13 protein-coding genes are annotated in these 18,442 nt (G+C 71.7%); 4 read left to right on the top strand and 9 right to left on the bottom strand.

Translation table 11 applies throughout. The features are described from left to right. Nucleotides 1-3 precede the first annotated feature (3 nt). Complete coding sequence (locus ACIPSC_RS00065; RefSeq protein WP_400821828.1) at nt 4-2,535, bottom strand: phosphoribosyltransferase; 2,532 nt, start codon at nt 2,533-2,535, stop codon at nt 4-6. Between the two features lie 237 nt (nt 2,536-2,772). After that, the gene (locus ACIPSC_RS00060; RefSeq protein ID WP_400821827.1) at nt 2,773-4,098 is read right to left on the bottom strand and encodes an HpcH/HpaI aldolase/citrate lyase family protein; all 1,326 of its coding nucleotides are present in this window, start codon (nt 4,096-4,098) and stop codon (nt 2,773-2,775) included. Nucleotides 4,099-4,630: 532 nt separating this feature from the next. Here ACIPSC_RS00060 and ACIPSC_RS00055 point away from each other — a divergent pair. Then, nucleotides 4,631-5,815 (top strand): TerD family protein, encoded by a 1,185-nt coding sequence (locus ACIPSC_RS00055; RefSeq protein ID WP_400821825.1) that lies wholly within the window; start codon nt 4,631-4,633, stop codon nt 5,813-5,815. Nucleotides 5,816-5,909: 94 nt separating this feature from the next. On the opposite strand, the gene ACIPSC_RS00050 is transcribed toward ACIPSC_RS00055, so the two are convergent. Then, nucleotides 5,910-6,635, bottom strand: a complete 726-nt coding sequence (locus ACIPSC_RS00050) for a Tellurium resistance (protein ID WP_400821824.1) — start codon at nt 6,633-6,635, stop codon at nt 5,910-5,912. Nucleotides 6,636-7,079: 444 nt separating this feature from the next. On the opposite strand from ACIPSC_RS00050, the gene ACIPSC_RS00045 reads away from it, so the two are divergent. Next, complete coding sequence (locus ACIPSC_RS00045) at nt 7,080-8,276, top strand: DUF2637 domain-containing protein (RefSeq protein WP_400821822.1); 1,197 nt, start codon at nt 7,080-7,082, stop codon at nt 8,274-8,276. 99 nt (nt 8,277-8,375) lie between these two features. On the opposite strand, the gene ACIPSC_RS00040 is transcribed toward ACIPSC_RS00045, so the two are convergent. From ACIPSC_RS00040 to ACIPSC_RS00020, 5 genes are all read right to left on the bottom strand, one after another. Beyond that, complete coding sequence (locus tag ACIPSC_RS00040; RefSeq protein ID WP_400821821.1) at nt 8,376-9,482, bottom strand: DUF475 domain-containing protein; 1,107 nt, start codon at nt 9,480-9,482, stop codon at nt 8,376-8,378. A 60-nt stretch (nt 9,483-9,542) separates the two neighbouring features. Further along, complete coding sequence (locus tag ACIPSC_RS00035) at nt 9,543-10,118, bottom strand: TerD family protein (RefSeq protein ID WP_400821820.1); 576 nt, start codon at nt 10,116-10,118, stop codon at nt 9,543-9,545. Between the two features lie 212 nt (nt 10,119-10,330). After that, a complete protein-coding gene (locus tag ACIPSC_RS00030; protein WP_400821819.1) occupies nt 10,331-10,906 on the bottom strand; it encodes a TerD family protein in 576 nt (191 codons plus the stop codon). Between the two features lie 260 nt (nt 10,907-11,166). After that, nucleotides 11,167-11,625 (bottom strand): peroxiredoxin, encoded by a 459-nt coding sequence (locus ACIPSC_RS00025; RefSeq protein WP_400821818.1) that lies wholly within the window; start codon nt 11,623-11,625, stop codon nt 11,167-11,169. A 231-nt stretch (nt 11,626-11,856) separates the two neighbouring features. Beyond that, on the bottom strand, nt 11,857-12,294 hold the full coding sequence (locus tag ACIPSC_RS00020; RefSeq protein WP_400821817.1) for a DUF3052 domain-containing protein: 438 nt from the start codon (nt 12,292-12,294) through the stop codon (nt 11,857-11,859). 517 nt (nt 12,295-12,811) lie between these two features. On the opposite strand from ACIPSC_RS00020, the gene aceE reads away from it, so the two are divergent. Beyond that, on the top strand, nt 12,812-15,562 hold the full coding sequence (aceE, locus tag ACIPSC_RS00015) for a pyruvate dehydrogenase (acetyl-transferring), homodimeric type (protein ID WP_400821816.1): 2,751 nt from the start codon (nt 12,812-12,814) through the stop codon (nt 15,560-15,562). Between the two features lie 187 nt (nt 15,563-15,749). Here the strand turns inward: aceE and ACIPSC_RS00010 are convergent, their stop codons facing one another. Further along, a complete protein-coding gene (locus ACIPSC_RS00010) occupies nt 15,750-17,354 on the bottom strand; it encodes an MFS transporter (protein ID WP_400821815.1) in 1,605 nt (534 codons plus the stop codon). A 173-nt stretch (nt 17,355-17,527) separates the two neighbouring features. Between ACIPSC_RS00010 and ACIPSC_RS00005 the strand changes: the two genes are divergently transcribed. Further along, a complete protein-coding gene (locus ACIPSC_RS00005; protein ID WP_400821814.1) occupies nt 17,528-18,259 on the top strand; it encodes a TetR family transcriptional regulator in 732 nt (243 codons plus the stop codon). Nucleotides 18,260-18,442: the final 183 nt, after the last annotated feature.

The following is an 18,442-nucleotide window of genomic DNA, read 5'->3' as shown; positions in this document are numbered from 1 at the left end:
GGTTCAGGACTCCTTCAGGAGGACGGCCGTGCCGGAGGCGCCGGTCGCTCCGCGGCTGTAGCGGGGGTGGATCAGGCCGACGCACGAGTACGGGAGGTCGTCCACCTCCTCGACGGGGACACCGCGCTGGGCGGCGAGCAGGCGGACGTGGTCCAGGTCGGCGCCGGCGCCGCGCCGGGCCAGCACCCGCCACGGAACGCGGCGCAGCATGACGCGGGTGGTCTCACCGACACCGGGCTTGACCAGGTTGATGTTGTCGATGCCGTACTCCGCGCTGATCCGCTCGACGGCCGCCCAGCCTGCCCAGTCGGGGGCGCGGTCGGCGGTGGCCAGCTGCCCGGCCGCCGCCAGGGCCTCCTCGCGGACGGCGGCGAAGTGGTCGGCGACGGTGTCCAGGAAGGCCCCGGAGACGTCGGCGCCGGCCAGGTCGGCGTAGTGCTTGGCGCCGTGGAAGTCGTCCGGCCCGATCAGGTCGGCGCGCAGCACGGTGCGCGAAACGAGGCCGGAGACGGTGGAGTTGAGGCAGGCGGAGGGGATCAGGAAGTCGTCGCGGGTGCCGTAGGTGCGGACGCAGCGGCCGGGGTCGGCGAGGACGGCGAGCTCGGGGTTGAAGGCGCTGCCGGCGACGGCGTCGGCAAGCTCGCGGGTGATCGCGCCCTTGCCGGTCCAACCGTCGACGAAGACCACGTCGGGGGCATGGTGGTGGGCGGCCAGGTAGCGCAGCGCGACGGGGTCGATGCCGCGGCCGCGGATGATCGAGACCGCGTAGTGCGGGGTGTCCACGCCGTGCGAGAAGGCGAGCCAGCGGCGGATCAGGATGCCCACCGGCGTTCCGGCCCGGGCCAGCGAGGCGAGGACCAGGCCGCGGCCGCGCTCGCGCACCAGCGTCTCGGCGACGGTGCCGACGGCGACGGCGATCCGGCGGGCCGAGACCCGCAGCGCCTGGTGGAACAGCTCCTGGTACTCCGGGCTGGGCTGGTACTCGACCGGCAGCGACTCCGCGTAGTGGGCGCCGCCGCTCTGGACGGCCTCCTCGCGCTCCTCGGTCGGGGCTTCGAGGGCGACGTCGGAGAGGTCCTTGAGCAGCCAGGCCACCTCGTCGGCGCGGTAGGAGGAGAAGTCGGGGCCGTACTGGGGGCGCGGCAGACGCACCGGGCGGTGCGAGGGCAGCACGGCGAGGACCACCCGGTCGGTGACCTGTCGCAGCTGGGTCAGCAGGGCCCGTTCCCCCTCGTGCAGGGCCGGGGTGTCGGCGACGTCGTCGACCACCAGGACGACGGTGTCGAAGCGGCGGCCCGGGTCGGTACCGGGTGCGACGTTGTAGACGAAGCGCTCGCGCGGGGAGTCGTCGCTCGGGTCGTCGTGGGCGGGGAAGGCCAGCCGGGTGCGGATGGCGTAGCCCGGGTCGTCCACGGCGAGGACGGGCGAGCGAGTGGTGGTCGAGTAGTGGACCCGCTGCTCGCCGTGCGGGAGCCGCTCGGCGAGGGCGCCGGCCAGGCGCAGCGGGGCGTACATCAGCTCCTCGAAGCCGAGGACGAGCACGCGGTCGGCGGCCCGGCTCTCCACGGCGGCGACCTCACCGGCTCCGCCGGCCCCCACAGTGCCCGAAACGCCCACAGCGGCCGCAACGCCCGCAACGCCCGCCGGCTCCACCGCCACGGGCCCCACCGCCGCCGCCAGCTGGTCGGCCAACTGCGGCAGCACGGAGTCCAGTTGCTCGCGGTGGGCGGCGGTGAAGCCGTGCCGGCCACCGTCCGGCAGGCCCTCCGGCCAGTCCAGTTCGACCCGGACCAGCGGAGCCGGCGCGGTGGCGGGCGGCTCGGGCGCCGGGCCGACCTCGGCGATCAGACGCTCGGCGCGGTCCAGGATGTCGGCCGGGAGCTCGACGCGGCCTCCGGCGGCGGCCACCAGGTCGAGCCGGGTGCCGAGTTCGGCCGCGGTGGCGGCCAGCCGGGCGCGGTCCGCCTCGCCGCGCAGGTCGACCAGGGCCACCACGACGTAGTGCTCGCGCGGGTGGAGGCGGTGCAGCTCGCGGATGGTGTTGAGCACGGTGTTGCCGGTGGAGAACTCGTCGTCCACCAGGACCAGCGGGCCCTCGCCGGCCAGCAGTTCGGGATCCGCGGGCAGCAGCAGGTGGGAGGTGGCGTGCGAGTGCTCCTCCTCGAAGCCGCCGACCGGGGCCACGCCGGCCACCGGGCGACGGGTGGAGTGCAGGTAGGGGGCGTCCAGCCCGTCCGCGACGCTGTGGCCGAGCCCGGTCGCGGTCTCCGCATAGCCGAGCACGACGGCGCGTGCGGCCGCCGCCTCGCCGAGCAGTTCGCGCACCCGGCGGCCGAGGTCGAGGCCGGCGCCGTGCACCACGGACGGGCGCTGCGGGACGTGCTTGCCGAGCACGGTGGAGACCAGCAGGTGCGCGCGCTTGCGGTTCTCGCGCAGGGCCAGCCCGACCAGTTCGGGGAGGCGGTCCGAGCCGGTCAGGGCGACTCCGGCACGGTCGGCCACCCAGCGGCCGGTCCACTCTTGCTGTGCTGTCACTACTGGTCCTGCCTTCGATGGTGCGAGTCGTGCGGGGTCTTGCGGGCCGTACGGGGGTCCTGCGGCGGTCCTGCGGTGGTCGTGCGGGGTCTTGCAGGAAAGTACGGGGTCGAACCGGGGTGGTGCGGGGTCGTGCAGGTGGTGCGGGGTCACGCCCGGGGCGCGAGCGGTGCCGGCGGAAGCCCCAGCCACCCGGCAGCCGGTACCCCGCACCCGGCACCCGGCACCCGGGGAGCCTCAGCCGCAGAGGCAGGCCGAGAGCAGTTCGGCGAAGCTGACGTCCTCCCTGGCCACCCCGAACACCTCGGCGCGCAGCAGCACCCGCTCCGCCCACGCCCGGTGCGGCTTGGCCTCGTTCATCTTGTTGGTGTACGCCGAGCGCAGCACGCCACCGCCGCCGCGCTCCTGGTCGAGGATGTCCCGGGCGTCGCAGTACTCCTCGTGCGTGACCACCGAGAGGGCGTGCACGGCTGGGACGTGGCTGGGGTGGATGCAGGTCTTGCCGAGCAGGCCGTTGGCCCGGTCCAGCTCGAACTCGCGGATCAGGCCGTCCAGGTCGTGCTCGATGATCCGCTGCCGGACCGCCTCCCCGGAGGGCTCGGCCTCGGCGAACGGGGTGCGGCGCAGCTGCGGCTTGAACATCCGCTCCTGGACCGGGAAGTACTCCCAGACCGGCCCGGTGACGGTGAACCCGGTACCGTCGGCCCGGCCGAGCACGTTCACCACGTCCCCGATCACCGCCGCGACCAGGGCGACGTCGTACGCCGTCAGGTCGGGCGAGCGGCGCAGGCCGTACGCCGAGCAGAGGTCGGTCACGCCGAGCCGGACGGCGAGGACGCGCTCGCGGTACTTGTCGAGCAGCCCGGCGATGCCGAACAGCTGCTCGCGGCGGGTCTCCAGGTGCGCCAGCTCGGGGGACTCCAGGACCGGCATCGCGAACAGCCGGCGCCCGGTGGCCGCCTCGGCGGCGGACAGCGCCTCCAGGTACTCCGCGCCGCTCTCGTCGGTGAACTTGGGGAACACGAATCCGGTCAGCAGACCGATCGCCGGGCCGAGCCGCTCGGCGAGGTCGGTGATCTGGGCGGCGGCACGCACTCTGATGAAGAGGAGGGGCAGATCCTGTGCGTAATCGGTGGAGGTTTCGACCCCCACGGCGCTCGCGATCGATCGCGCGCCCCCACCCTCCGCAACCGTTCCCTCGAACGTTCCCGCGACCGACGCCCCCGCGACCGACGTCGCCCCGCTCGACGTTCCCCCGGCCGGCGCCCCCGCCCCCGCCGCCTCCTCGAACAGTGCGCCGAGCTGCGCGACCAGGTTGGCCTCGGCGCCGGTGACCTCGTGGTCGGCGATCGAGTCCTCCAGGCAGAGCACCATCGAGACGACGCCGCGGGCCGCCTGCTTGCGGATGTCCGCCTTCAGGCTCGGCCGGGTGGCCGGGCTGTAGAGCGTGGCGCCGAGCGCGGTCGCGAGGACGGCCGCGTCGCTCTCCGGGGAGAAGTCGCGGGGCGGTTCGAGGAAGAGCCGGCCGCGTACGTCGTCGGCGAGGTGGCCGAAATGGCGCAAGGTGCTCTCCTCAGGGGTTGCGACCGCCTCTGCGGCGGGGTTCTGGGTGTGCGAAGGGCTCGTCGGACGGGCGGAGGGGGCTCGACGGAGGCTCGGGGTGCCGGCGGTACCGGGACCGGGCACGGGGCTGGCAGCATGGCGGGCGGGCGCCGGATCGGGCACGGGTCCGGTGCGGCATCGGGCGGGCGTCGGGCGGGGTGTCGTGGTGCTGGACTCGGAACGGGACCGTCGGATTCCGCCCCGCACGGGCGGGTCCTCCGGAGGTTCAACCGACTCGCCGGGCGCGGAGGTTCCCGGGCACGCGCTGCTGCTACCCCCCTGCCGAACCCTTGCCGAAGCCTTGCCGGCCCCTCCCGGGGGCCTCTGGCCGCCCATCGTACGGACGACTTCCGGTCGAATGCGGTTCCGAAACATCGAATTCTCGGAAGATTACCCTCCGCTTCACAAAGCGCAAGTGTTGGCAAAGTCCCCCCGATTCGCCACCTTCGGTCACGTTGTCCGAAGGGGTGGCGAACAGGCAGGATGGTCGGCTATGACGCACGTGATGGCCAAGGGCGCCAACATCGCACTGCCGGTCGCGGCGGTCCGCGCCGTGCTGCGCTGGAGCGCCACGCCCGGTGCGCCGGACGTGGACGCTTCCGCGCTGCTGCTCGGCGCCGACGGCAGGGTCCGTTCGGATGCCGACTTCGTCTTCTACAACCAGCCGCGGCACCCCTCCGGCCTGGTCCGCCACCTGCCCAAGCAGCAGACCGCCGGCGGCGCCGAGATCGCCGACACCGTCGAGGCCGAGCTCGGCAAGCTGCCGCTCGACGTCGACCGGGTGGTGCTGGCGGGCTCCTCCGAGGGCGGTTCGTTCCGCTCGGTGACCGGCCTGCGGGTCCTGCTCTACGACGCCGCCGGCGGCGAGGGCGCACCCGCGCTCGCCGAGTTCGCCATGCCGGAGGCCGACGAGGTGACCGCGCTGGTCGCGGGCGAGCTCTACCGCCGCTCCGGGGTCTGGAAGTTCCGGGCCGTCGGCCAGGGGTACGCCTCGGGCCTGATCGGTCTGGCCACCGACTTCGGCATCACCGTCGAGGACGAGGCGAGCGCCGGGACGGGCGCCGGCTCCGCCGCTCCGGCCGCCCCGGCGGTGGACCCGCGAACCGCGCTGCCGGACCCCCGCCCCACCCCTCGCCCGGAGCCCGGCACCTACACCCTGGCCCCGGCCGTCCCGCTGCCCGCCGCGCCCCAGCCGCCCGCGCCGCCCACCACCGCACCGACCGCGGGCGTCCCCGCCAACACTCCCCCGCCGCCGCCCACGCTGCCGCCCGCCCCGCCGGCGCCCCCGAACACCCGGCCGGGGTACGGCTACCCGCAGCCGCAGCACGCCCAGCAGCAGGGCGGTTACGGCTACCCGCACCAGCAGCCGCAGCAGCCTCCACAGCAGGGCGGCTACGGCTACCCCCAGCCGGCGGCGCCGAACCAGCCCTACCCCCAGCCGCAGCACGCCCAGCAGCAGCACCCCCAGCAGCAGGGCGGTTACGGCTACCCGCACCAGCAGCCGCAGCAGCCTCCGCAGCAGGGCGGCTACGGCTACCCCCAGCCGACCACCACCGCGCCGCAGCCGCAGCACCAGCCCCCGCAGCACCAGGGGCAGGGACAGGGGCAGGGGCAGCATCCGGCCGGCACCGAGGAGTTCGCGCTGCCGCCGCAGGGCCCGCAGTTCCAGCCCCGCTGAGCCGCCCGACCGCCGGAGGACCCACCGGCCCCACCGCACCGGGGCCGCCGGAAGACCCCGCCGACCGCCGGAGAACCCACCGGCGGCCGGCCGGTCAGCTGCTCTTGTACCCCCGCTGCCACTGCATCCCGAAGCCGTACAGCCGGTCGATGTCTGCCTGGAACCCGTTCACGTACCGCACCTCGCGGCGCACCGTGAGCGTGTTGTCCCCGGTGTTCTCGATCAGCACCACGGCGCAGGAGCGCGCGGCGTGGGCCCGTTCCTCCAGCTTGATCTCGATCCGCGGACCGGTCTGCGGCACGATCGTCACCACCGCGTTGGCCTGCTCGAACGCCGGCGTGCCGTCGTAGATGTAGACGAAGATCAGCAGCCGTTTGAACTGGTCCTTCTTCTCCAGGTTGACGTACATCGTCTCGCCGGACGGCGCCCCGTACTGGTCGTCCCCGCTCAGCTTGACGTAGGGCGCACGCTGCAGGTCGCCGAAGTAGCCGCCGAGCGGCTGGACGACACCGCGGCTGCCGTCGGCCAGTTCGTACATGCAGGCCAGGTCGAGGTCCACGTTCACCTGGGCGTGCTGCGCGTCCGGCTCCATCGGGCTGAGGATCCGCGGGTTGAAGAACCGCCGCAGCGCGTCCCGGCCGGACGCGCGCGGGGCCTCTATCCGGTTGGTCCAGTGCAGATTGACGTAGAGGTAGCCGGTGGTGGCCGCGGCCCCGGTGATCGCGTGCTGCGGGGTGGACTTGGTGAGCGTGACCTTGTACTGCCCGCCCGGGTCGAGCGTGTTCCGCTCCCCGCGCAGGTACTCCCAAATCGAGGCCATCCCAGTCCTCCCCCAGGGGCCGCCAGGCGGTCTGACGGTCCGCCGTTCCATGATCGGGCATCACCGCGCCCGCCGGGTACCGAACTCCCTACCCACCCCGGCACCCGGGACACCGCCGAGCGAGACCGGGCGAGACCGGGCGAGACCGGGCGACGCCGAGGAGCCGCCGCAGGGCCGTGGCAGGGATGCGCAAGGGCCGCGGCAGGGTACCGCCACCCCCGTCGGCGAGTCGATTGGCGGGCCGAAGCTCCCCTCCCGTAACATGCCGCCCCCTCGGACGCGATATCGTCTTGCCGCACAGGTGTCCCGCCCGCCCCCGTCCAGGGGTGCGGAGGGCGCACCGGCAGCAGCGACGCACCGTCAGGCCCCGTTCCGGGGAGGGGTCCTGTCCTTTCGTGTCGCACTGTGACCTGTCCCCTGCGGAAACCCGAGGCCCGACCCGCAATGAACCTGACCTCCATACAGCTGGTCTGGACCGTCATCGGCGGCGCAGCCCTGCTGTTCACCGCCATCCTGGTGGCGACGCTGCGCTTCAAGAACAACAGCAAGACCGAGGAGCCCGGCGACTCCTGGGAGCGCAGCGAGGAGCGCCGCCGGCGCAAGGAGATGATCTACGGGATCTCCTCCTACGTCCTGCTGTTCTGCTGCGCCGGCGTCGCGGCCGCGCTGTCGTTCCACGGCCTGGTGGGCTTCGGCAAGGAGAACCTCGGCCTTTCCAACGGCTGGGAGTACCTCGTCCCGTTCGGCCTGGACGGCGCGGCGATGTTCTGCTCGGTGCTCGCCGTGCGCGAGGCCAGCCACGGTGACGCGGCGCTCGGCTCGCGCCTGCTGGTCTGGGTGTTCGCGATCGCCTCGGCCTGGTTCAACTGGGTGCACGCCCCGCGCGGCGTGTCGCACGACGGCGCCCCGCAGTTCTTCTCCGGCATGTCGATCTCGGCCGCGATCCTGTTCGACCGCGCGCTGAAGCAGACCCGAAAGGCCGCCCTGCGCGAGCAGGGCCTGGTGCCGCGCCCGCTGCCGCAGATCCGGATCGTGCGCTGGATGCGCGCCCCCCGCGAGACCTACGCCGCCTGGTCGCTGATGCTGCTGGAGAACGTCCGCAGCCTGGACGAGGCCGTCGAGGAGGTGCGCGAGGAGCGCCAGGCGAAGCTGGACGCCAAGATGCGCGCCCGGACCGCCGACCGCCGCGAGCGCGCCGAGCTCAAGGCCATCGCCCGCCAGGGCGGCATGCTCGCCCGGGCCCGCGGCGGCCGCCAGGTGCCTGCTCTCACCGCCGCCGGAGACGGCCCGAGCGCTACGGAGCCTGCCCTAGCCGCCGGAGCGGACGCCACCACCTCCCAGAACGCCGCCTCCTCGCTGGATCCGGCCCCGCGCAGTGCCCTGGAGGCCGGCCGCCGTCCGCGGGCCGCCGTCGGCACCTCGTTCGGCTCCTCCGCCCTCGGCTCGTCATCGCTCGGCTCGTCGTCGTACGGCTCGTCCTCGCTCGGGACCTCCGAGGAGCCCTCCTACCGCAGCAGCTCCTCGTCCTCGTCCTACCGCAGCTCGACCGTCGACCTGACGGCCGACGACGACACCCTGTCGATGCCCAAGCTGGACTCGCTGGAGCGCAAGCTGCGCGCCATCGAGCAGCAGCTCGGCTGACCGCACCCCCGGCCACCCCGCCGCCGGAACACCCCGGAACGCCGAACGGCCCGCCCCCTCTCGCAGGGGGGCGGGCCGTTCGTGTCTGCGCCGGGGCGCCTACTTGTTGGAGCTCACCAGCTCCTGCTCCTCGCCGTCGCCGCCCTCGGCGGCCGCGCGGCGGTTGCGCAGGATGGACGAGCCGAGCGCAAGACCGATGAACGCGACGCCGATCAGGCCGGTGACGATCTCCGGGATGTGGTACTCGATGCCGACCATCAGGATCACCGCGAGCGCACCGATCGCGTAGTGCGCACCGTGCTCCAGGTACACGTAGTCGTCCAGGGTGCCCTTGCGGACCAGGAAGACGGTCAGCGAGCGGATGTACATCGCGCCGATGCCGAGACCCAGGGTGATCTGGAAGATGTCGCTGGAGATGGCGAACGCGCCGACCACGCCGTCGAAGGAGAACGACGCGTCCAGGACCTCCAGGTACATGAAGAGGAAGAACGCGGCCTTGCCGCCCACCTGGACGATGGACTTCCCGGCCTTCTCTTCCTCCTCCTCCTTCTCGGCCTCCTCCTCCAGGCCTGCCTCGAAGATCGAGGCGAGTCCGTTCACGGAGAGGTAGGTGACCAGGCCGAGCACACCGGCCAGCAGCACGGTCTCGGCGTGCTCACCGGCGAAGAAGTTCGACGCCAGGAGCAGGGTGACCAGCGCGACGACCGTCGAGAACGCCTCCAGCTTGCCGACCTTCTCCAGCGGCCGCTCGATCCAGGCCAGCCAGTTGTAGTCCTTCTCCTCGAAGATGAAGTCGAGGAAGATCATCAGCAGGAAGACGCCGCCGAAGGCCGCGATCGCCGGGTTGGCCGCCTCCAGGTACTGGGCGTACGTCATGCCCTCGTACGTCTTGTCCGAGTGCAGCGCCAGGTCGATGACGGTGGCCGGGTTGAGGTGCGCGGTGAGGCCGACGACCAGCAGCGGGAAGATCAGCCGCATGCCGAAGACGGCGATCAGCACACCGACGGTGAGGAAGATCTTCTGCCAGTACGGGTTCATCCGCTTCAACACCGTGGCGTTGACCACCGCGTTGTCGAACGACAGGGAGATCTCCAGGATGGAGAGGATCAGCACAATGCCGAATCCCTCGGCTCCCCAGAGCAGGCCGGCTGCGATCAGCCCGATGACGGTGATCGCGAATGACCAGCCGAATGTGCGGAGGAACACGGGACTTGGTTACCTTTCGAGTTCATGGCGCGGAACACGACGACTGCGTGTCGCGGGCCTTTACTGTACGTTTACGCCGAAATCCAGGGCAATGCCGCGCAGGCCCGAGGCGTAACCCTGGCCCACCGCACGGAACTTCCACTCGCCCGCGTATCGGTACAGCTCGCCGAAGATCATCGCGGTCTCGCTGGAGGCGTCCTCGGTCAGGTCGTAACGCGCGATCTCCTGACCGTCCAGGGAGTTGACCACCCGGATGTAGGCGTTGCGCACCTGGCCGAAGTTCTGCAGCCGCGACTCGGCGTCGTAGATCGACACCGGGAACACGACCTTGTCCACCTGCGGCGGGACGAGGTCAAGGTTGACCAGCACGACCTCGTCGTCGCCCTCGCCGTCGCCGGTGAGGTTGTCGCCCTGGTGCTCGACCGACCCCTCGGGGCTCTTCAGGTTGTTGTAGAAGACGAAGTACTCGTCGCCGAGCACCCGCCCTCCCGAGCAGAGCAGCGCGCTGGCGTCGAGGTCGAACGGCGCACCGGTGGTCGAGCGGGCGTCCCAGCCGAGGCCGATCTGCACCTGCGTCAGGTTCGGCGCGGCCTTGGTCAGCGAGACGTTTCCACCCTTGGCGAGCGTGACACTCATGGCTGTCCTTCCTCCCATTCCTCCCGGGGCGCATCTCAAGGTCTATTCCCCCGCGGCCCCGTCCGGCCTCGTCCGGCCGGCTGAACTTCCTGAACTCCTATCCTTCCAGTGCGCCGGGACAGCACGAAGCCGGGGCGGCCACGGACGCGTCACGTCCGCGGCCGCCCCGGCCCGCTGGTACTGCCTCAGGCCCGCCGGGCCCCGTCCGCGACTCAGACGTTGACGCCGAAGTCCTGGGCGATGCCGCGCAGGCCGGAGGCGTAGCCCTGGCCGATGGCACGGAACTTCCACTCGGCGCCGTTGCGGTACAGCTCGCCGAAGACCATCGCGGTCTCGGTCGAGGCGTCCTCGGAGAGGTCGTACCGGGCCAGCTCCTTGTTGTCGGCCTGGTTGACCACGCGGATGAACGCGTTGCGGACCTGGCCGAAGTTCTGGGACCGGTTCTCGGCGTCGTAGATGGACACCGGAAAGACGATCTTGGACACGTCGGCCGGCACGGTGGCCAGGCTGACCTTGATCTGCTCGTCGTCACCCTCGCCCTCACCGGTGAGGTTGTCGCCGGTGTGCTCGACCGAGCCGTCGGGGCTCTTCAGGTTGTTGAAGAAGACGAAGTTGCCGTCCGTGCCGACCTTGCCCTGGTCGTTGCAGAGCAGGGCGCTGGCGTCCAGGTCGAAGTCCGTGCCGGTGGTGGTACGGACGTCCCAGCCAAGGCCGACGACCACGGCGGTCAGGCCGGGGGCCTCCTTGGTGAGCGAGACATTGCCGCCCTTGCTCAGGCTGACACCCACTTGTCCTCCAAGAATCGGGAGGCACCCCTGGTGCCCCCGTGGTGCGGTTCAAGGCGTCGGAGGCGGTTGCCCCCGGGCCTCTGACCAGCCAACGGACCGATCGTAGTGCCGGGTTCCCGTCCTGGGCAGGGAACGGGCCCGGCGTGGCTGTTCGAATCTCGCCGAGCCGGGCCCGCGGGGTCCCGCACGATCGTGCACGAAGGTGTGCGCGGGGTCGTACGCAGGGGTCGCGCGCGGGGCGCCGAGCGCCCCCGGGTGCGTCAGAGCGCGCCGACGACCTTCAGGTACTCCTGCTCGTCGCGGGCGTCCGGCAGGTCGTTCACGACGCTCCAGCGGACCACGCCGGCCTTGTCGATCACGAAGGTGCCGCGCACGGCGCAGCCCTTCTCCTCGTTGAAGACGCCGTAGGCGCGGGAGACCTCGCCGTGCGGCCAGAAGTCGGAGAGCAGCGGGAAGTCCAGGCCCTCCTGCTCGGCGAAGATGCGCTGGGTGAAGGGCGAGTCGTTGGAGACGCCGAGCACCTGCACCTCGTCGTTCTGCAGACGCGGCAGCTCCTTCTGGATCGCGCAGACCTCGCCGGTGCAGACACCGGTGAACGAGAACGGGTAGAAGACCAGGACGACGTTCTTCTCGCCCCGGAAGTCGGAGAGCTTGACCAGCTCGCCGTGCTGGTTCTTCAGCTCGAAGTCCGGAGCCTCGGTACCGATCTCGATGGCCATGGTGGGACCTTTCTGACGCGACAGGGCCGCGCGGCGGGCGCGACGAGCGCCATCCTCGCATTCGTCGGTGCCGATTCGGCCGGACGGGTGAGGCCGCCGGTGTCCGGAACGGCCGTTTTCGCCCTGGGCGAACGCCGCCCCCGGCAGGGGCTCCAGCCCGGGCGCCGAAACGGCCGGGCCCCGCTGGAGGAAGCTCCAGCGGGGCCCGGTCCGAACGGCGTCAGGGGGCGTTCAGCGCTTGCCGCCCTTGGTGGCCGCCTTGGTCGCCAGGCGGGTCGCGGCCCAGTCCTTGGCGACGGCGATCGAGCTGGTCTGCGAGAGGCCGGCGGTACGGGCCGCATCGGCGATGTCGGAGGCCTCGATGTGGCCGTCACGGCCGGTCTTGGGCGTCAGCAGCCAGATCAGGCCGCCCTCGGCCAGGTATTCCAGGGCGTCGACGAGGGCGTCGGTCAGATCCCCGTCGTCGTCGCGGTGCCACAGCAGGACGGCGTCGGCGACGTCGTCGTAGTCCTCGTCGACGAGATCCGTCCCGGTGAGCTCCTCGATGCCCTCGCGGAGTTCCTGGTCAGTGTCGTCGTCGTAACCCAGCTCCTGGATGATCTGGTCCTTCTCGAAACCGAGACGGTGCGCCGGGTTGGACTTGTCCGCGGGATCCGCGGTCGCGCTCACGGGAATAACCTCCAGTATTCGGCTCGGCATCCATGCCGAGGCTGTGGCCGTAGTCCACACGGGCGCGGCGGTTCGCGCAAGTACCCGACCCCCGATCCCCTCCAAAGGTTGACGTGTCGCACCGGGACACGCCGTGGGAGGTGTCGCGAATCACACCGATTTGCCCTTCTCTGCGTAGGACAAGGATGCTTCGGGTGGTCCAGGTCCGCAGGCCGTACGCGTGCCCGAGATGCGAACGGCATTCGGGGTCCGCGCGTGCGCGGGCGTAGAGTCTCCTGTTGGCCCTCACCCCGACCGCCCGCCATCGGGCGGACGGGCAACCAGGTCGGACCACCTCTTTTCGTAACACCCGGCGGTGCACGGAGCCGGCAACAGCGCCCGCTCCGCACACCGCCAGACCGTACCGCCCACCAGGCGGAACGGTTACCGATCGGTAGAGATGACGGATCTCCGAGCGCGGTAGCACGATGGAGGCGGCGCGACACACCTAAGTTTCGACCGACAGTGAAGGAACAGCGTGGCTTCCGGATCCGATCGCAACCCGATCATCATTGGCGGCCTTCCGAGTCAGGTCCCGGACTTCGATCCCGAGGAGACCGCGGAATGGCTGGAGTCGCTTGACGCGGCCATCGACGAGCGGGGGCGCGAGCGCGCCCGCTACCTGATGCTCCGCCTGATCGAGCGCGCCCGCGAGAAGCGTGTCGCCGTGCCCGAGATGCGCAGCACGGACTACGTCAACACCATCGCCACCAAGGACGAGCCCTTCTTCCCCGGCAACGAGGAGATCGAGCGCAAGGTCCTCAACGCGACCCGCTGGAACGCGGCCGTCATGGTCTCGCGCGCCCAGCGCCCGGGCATCGGCGTGGGTGGCCACATCGCCACCTTCGCCTCCTCGGCGTCGCTCTACGACGTCGGCTTCAACTACTTCTTCCGCGGCAAGGACGCCGAGGGCGAGTCGGGCGACCAGATCTTCTTCCAGGGTCACGCCTCCCCCGGCATCTACGCCCGCGCGTTCCTCCTGGACCGGCTGACCGAGCAGCAGCTCGACGCATTCCGCCAGGAGAAGTCGAAGTTCCCGTACGGCCTCTCCAGCTACCCGCACCCGCGGCTGATGCCGGACTTCTGGGAGTTCCCGACCGTCTCGATGGGCCTCGGCCCGCTCGGCGCGATCTACCAGGCCCGGATGAACCGCTACCTGGAGCACCGGGGCATCAAGGACACCTCCGACTCGCAGGTCTACGCCTTCCTCGGCGACGGCGAGATGGACGAGCCCGAGTCGCTCGGCCAGCTGTCGCTCGCCGCGCGCGAGGGCCTGGACAACCTGACCTTCGTGGTCAACTGCAACCTGCAGCGCCTCGACGGCCCGGTCCGCGGCAACGGCAAGATCATCCAGGAGCTGGAGTCCCAGTTCCGGGGTGCCGGCTGGAACGTGATCAAGCTGATCTGGGACCGCAGCTGGGACCCGCTGCTCGCGCAGGACCGCGACGGCGTCCTGGTGAACAAGCTGAACACCACGGTGGACGGCCAGTTCCAGACCTACGCGACCGAGACCGGCTCGTACATCCGCGAGCACTTCTTCGGCGGCGACCTGCGGCTGCGCAAGATGGTCGAGAGCATGACCGACCAGCAGATCCAGCACCTGGGTCGCGGCGGCCACGACCACGCCAAGATCTACGCGGCGTTCAAGGCGGCCCGCGAGCACAAGGGCCAGCCGACGGTCATCCTCGCGCAGACGGTCAAGGGCTGGACCCTCGGCCCGAACTTCGAGGGCCGCAACGCGACCCACCAGATGAAGAAGCTGACGGTCGAGGACCTCAAGCGCTTCCGCGACCGCCTGCACCTGCCGATCACGGACAAGCAGCTCGAAGAGGGCTACCCGCCCTACTACCACCCGGGCCGCAACTCCGAAGAGATCCAGTACATGCACGACCGCCGCCAGGAGCTGGGCGGCTACGTGCCGACCCGCAAGGTGCGGCCGCGCAAGCTGGAGCTGCCGGGCGACGACGCGTACAAGGCGGTCAAGAAGGGCTCCGGCAACCAGACCATCGCCACCACCATGGCGTTCGTCCGGCTGCTCAAGGACCTCATGCGCGACAAGGGCATCGGCAACCGCTTCGTGCCGATCGCCCCGGACGAGTACCGCACCTTCGGCATGGACTCGCTGTTCCCGTCGGCGAAGATCTACAACCCGCTCGGCCAGACCTACGAGTCGGTCGACCGCGAGCTGCTGCTGGCGTACAAGGAGTCCCCGACCGGCCAGATGCTGCACGACGGCATCTCCGAGGCGGGCTGCACCGCCTCGCTGATCGCCGCGGGCTCGTCCTACGCCACCCACGGCGAGCCGCTGATCCCGGTGTACGTCTTCTACTCGATGTTCGGGTTCCAGCGCACCGGCGACCAGTTCTGGCAGATGGCCGACCAGCTGGCCCGCGGCTTCGTGCTCGGCGCCACCGCCGGCCGGACCACGCTGACCGGTGAGGGCCTGCAGCACGCCGACGGCCACTCGCACCTGCTGGCCTCGACCAACCCCGGCGTCGTCGCGTACGACCCGGCGTACGGCTTCGAGATCGCGCACATCGTCCAGGACGGTCTGCGGCGGATGTACGGCTCCAGCGAGCAGCACCCGCACGGCGAGGACGTGTTCTACTACCTCACCGTCTACAACGAGCCGATCAAGATGCCGGCCGAGCCGGAGAACGTGGACGTCGAGGGCATCCTCAAGGGTCTGCACCGGTACGCGCCCGGCACCGCCGGCCAGATCCCGGCCCAGATCCTCGCCTCCGGCGTGGCGGTGCCGTGGGCCCTGGAGGCCCAGCGCATCCTCGCCGAGGAGTGGAACGTCAAGGCCGACGTCTGGTCCGCGACCTCCTGGAACGAGCTGCGCCGCGACGCGGTGGAGGCCGAGGAGTTCAACCTGCTGCACCCCGAGGAGCAGGAGCGCGTCCCGTACGTGACCCAGAAGCTCCAGGGCGCCGAGGGCCCGTTCGTCGCCGTCTCCGACTGGATGCGCGCGGTGCCGGACCAGATCTCGCGCTGGGTGCCGGGCCAGTACCAGTCGCTGGGCGCCGACGGCTTCGGCTTCGCCGACACCCGCGGTGCGGCCCGTCGCTACTTCCACATCGACGCGCAGTCGGTCGTCCTGGCGGTGCTCACCGAGCTCGCCAAGCAGGGCAAGATCGACCGCAGCGCCCTGAAGGACGCGATCGACCGCTACCAGCTGCTGGACGTGGCGGCCGCCGACCCGGGCGCCGCCGGCGGCGACGCCTGATCGGCCGGTAGGCACTGAGGGGCCGGACCTCCCCCACGGAGGTCCGGCCCTTCGCCGTTCCCGGACCCGCCCCAGAGGCGGACCCGCCCCGCCGCCGGGGCCCGCCCCGGGGACGACGATGGCCCCGGACCCTGCCGGGTCCGGGGCCGCGCTCGTGGCGCCCGGGGAGTCCGGGGACGGCCCCGGGTCAGATGTGGACGGCCGGGCCCGCGTCGGTGGTGCCGCGGCGGGTGAGCAGGCCGAGCAGGGCCGCGCCGAAGGCCACCACGGCGGCGACCGCGAAGGCGAGCGACATGCCGCTGACGAAGGAGTCGTGGACGGCGGAGGCCATCGCGTCGACCGCCTGCTGCGGGGTGCCGGCCGGGGCCGGCGGGGCGATGCCGAGCTGGGCGGCCTGGTTGAGGCCCTCGGCGTGGGCGCCCTCGACCGGCGGCAGACCCGCCTTGGCCCAGTTGCCCGGCAGCACGTCGGTGACCTTGGCGGCCATCAGCGCGCCGAGCACGGCGGTGCCCAGGCTGCCGCCGACCTGCATCGCGGCCTGCTGCACGCCGCCGGCCACGCCGGACAGCTCCAGCGGGGCGTTGCCGACGATGACCTCGGTGGCGCCGACGATGACCGGGCTGATGCCCAGGCCCATCAGGACGAACCAGAGCGACATCACGCCGGTGCCGGAGCCGGTGTCCAGGGTGGACATGCCGAACATCGCCACGGTGGTGAGCAGCATGCCGGTCACGATCGGGATGCGCGGGCCGAGCTTGCCGATGGCCAGACCGGCCAGCGGCGAGCCGACGATCATCATGCCGGTCATCGGGAGCAGGTGGACGCCGGCCGAGACCGGCGACATCCCGTGCACGTTCTGCAGGTAGAAGGTCACGAAGAAGATCGCGCCGAAGAACGAGAAGGCCATCAGCACCATCAGCAGGGTGCCGGCCGACAGCGGCACCGAGCGGAACAGGCTGAGCGGGATCAGCGGCTCGCGGGCCACCCGCTGCCAGAGCGCGAAGGCCGTCATCAGGACGGCCGCGCCGCCGAGGAAGAGCAGCGTGGAGACGTCGCCCCAGCCCCACTCCGGCGCCTTGATGATGCCGAAGACCAGCGCGAACATCGCCGCCGAGAGCAGCGCGATGCCGGGGAGGTCGAAGGACTTGGCCGCGTTCTCGGCCCGGACGTCCTTGAGGACCCAGATGCCGAGGGCGAGGGCGGCCAGGCCGACCGGGATGTTGATGAAGAACACCGACTCCCAGTTGACGTGCTCGACCAGCAGGCCGCCGACGATCGGCCCGGCCGCGGTGGAGGCGCCGATCACGCCGCCCCAGATGCCGATGGCCATGTTGAGCTTCTCCACCGGGAACGCCCCGCGCAGCAGGCCGAGCGCGGCCGGCTGGAGCAGCGCGCCGAACAGGCCCTGGAGGACCCGGAAGGCGATCACCATCTCGATGTTGCCGGCGAAGCCGATCGCGGCCGAGGTGGCGGCGAAGCCGACCGCGCCGACCAGGAAGGTCGACTTGTGGCCGAACCGGTCGCCGATCTTGCCCGCGGTGATCAGGAAGACCGCGAGGGCCAGCAGGTAGCCGCTGGTCACCCACTGGATCTCGGAGGGCGCGGCGTGCAGCTTCTCCTGGATCACCGGGTTGGCGATCGCGACGATCGTGCCGTCCAGGGCGACCATCATCACGCCGACGGCGACGGTCAGCAGGGTCAGCCAGGGGTGGCCCTGAAGGCTTCTCCCGGGCGGGGTCCTGCGCTGCGGCGGGACGTCCGCCCCGGCGTTCTTGACGACGGACTGGCTCATCTGGGGCTCTCCGGGGCGATGCGGCGGACAGGCATGGGCGTGGCGCCCCGGCCCACCCGTCCCCACGAGTTACCCGGCCCGCGGGCGCCACCCCGGGAAGATTATGTCAGCCTCTGCCATTCGGCAACTACTGACTTCTGGCCCGAACTGACATTTGTCAGGACGCTACAGTGGTGCTCCTGCACCCCACCCGCACCACCGCCCGGAAGGCCCCCGCCATGGCCGCTCAGCTCCCGCCCGCCGACACTGCAGCCGCCACCGGCGGCACCGGCCCCGGCCTGCGCGAGCGAAAGAAGCAGCGGACCAGGGCGGCGCTGATCGAGGCCGCCCACCGGCTCTTCCTCAGCCAGGGGTTCGCGCAGACGACGGTCGACGAGATCGCCTCCGCCGTCGACATCTCGCAGCGCACCTTCTTCCGCTACTTCGCCAACAAGGACGAGGTCGCACTCGCCGTCCTGGCCATCGCGGAGGACTACTTCATCGACCGGCTGCGCCGGCGCCCCGCCGAGGAGAACCCGCTGCAGGCCATGCGTGCGGCGATCGTCGAGTCCTGGCGCGATCTCGGCGCCGAGCACCGGACCGGCCCCGGCTCGGTCACCAGCGCGCTGGAGCTGCTGCAGATCATCGAGGACACCCCCACCCTGCTCGCCGCCCACCTGCGCCGGGCCGCCGAGCAGGAGCGGGTGGTGGCCGGGCTGATCGCGGCCCGCGAGGGGCTCGACCCGGCCGAGGACCTGCGCCCGACCGTGATCGCGGCCGTCTTCGGCAGCGTGCTGCGCGCCGCCCACCTGTCCTGGAACGCCGACCAGGAGGAGTCCGGCCCGGAGGGCATGATCGCCCTGATCGGCCGTTACTTCGACCAGCTGGGGCCCGCCCTGGCCGGCGACTGGCGCCGCCCGGCCTGACCGGCGCACCACCTCCCGTACGACCCGGCGCGCCTGCGGGGCGCAGGTCCGCACCGGGCGTGGCCTGAACAGCCGCCCACCGGGCGGGGGATGACGGGGCGTGGGGGGGGGGGGGGGGGGGGGGGGGGGGCCGCGCCGGGCCCCCCCCCCCCCCCCCGCGCCCCCCCCCCCCCCCCCCCCCCC

This window comes from Kitasatospora sp. NPDC090091 (assembly GCF_044747365.1).
In the GTDB taxonomy this organism is placed as follows: domain Bacteria; phylum Actinomycetota; class Actinomycetes; order Streptomycetales; family Streptomycetaceae; genus Kitasatospora.
This window is presented reverse-complemented; position numbering and strand designations above follow the sequence as displayed.

What these genes read in the sequence shown, in the direction of transcription:
- ACIPSC_RS00055 (WP_400821825.1), top strand. Translation starts at nt 4,631, where the DNA reads ATGACGCACGTGATGGCCAAGGGCGCCAACATCGCACTGCCGGTCGCG.
- ACIPSC_RS00050 (WP_400821824.1), bottom strand. Translation starts at nt 6,635, where the DNA reads ATGGCCTCGATTTGGGAGTACCTGCGCGGGGAGCGGAACACGCTCGAC.
- ACIPSC_RS00045 (WP_400821822.1), top strand. Translation starts at nt 7,080, where the DNA reads ATGAACCTGACCTCCATACAGCTGGTCTGGACCGTCATCGGCGGCGCA.
- ACIPSC_RS00035 (WP_400821820.1), bottom strand. Translation starts at nt 10,118, where the DNA reads ATGAGTGTCACGCTCGCCAAGGGTGGAAACGTCTCGCTGACCAAGGCC.
- ACIPSC_RS00025 (WP_400821818.1), bottom strand. Translation starts at nt 11,625, where the DNA reads ATGGCCATCGAGATCGGTACCGAGGCTCCGGACTTCGAGCTGAAGAAC.
- ACIPSC_RS00010 (WP_400821815.1), bottom strand. Translation starts at nt 17,354, where the DNA reads ATGAGCCAGTCCGTCGTCAAGAACGCCGGGGCGGACGTCCCGCCGCAG.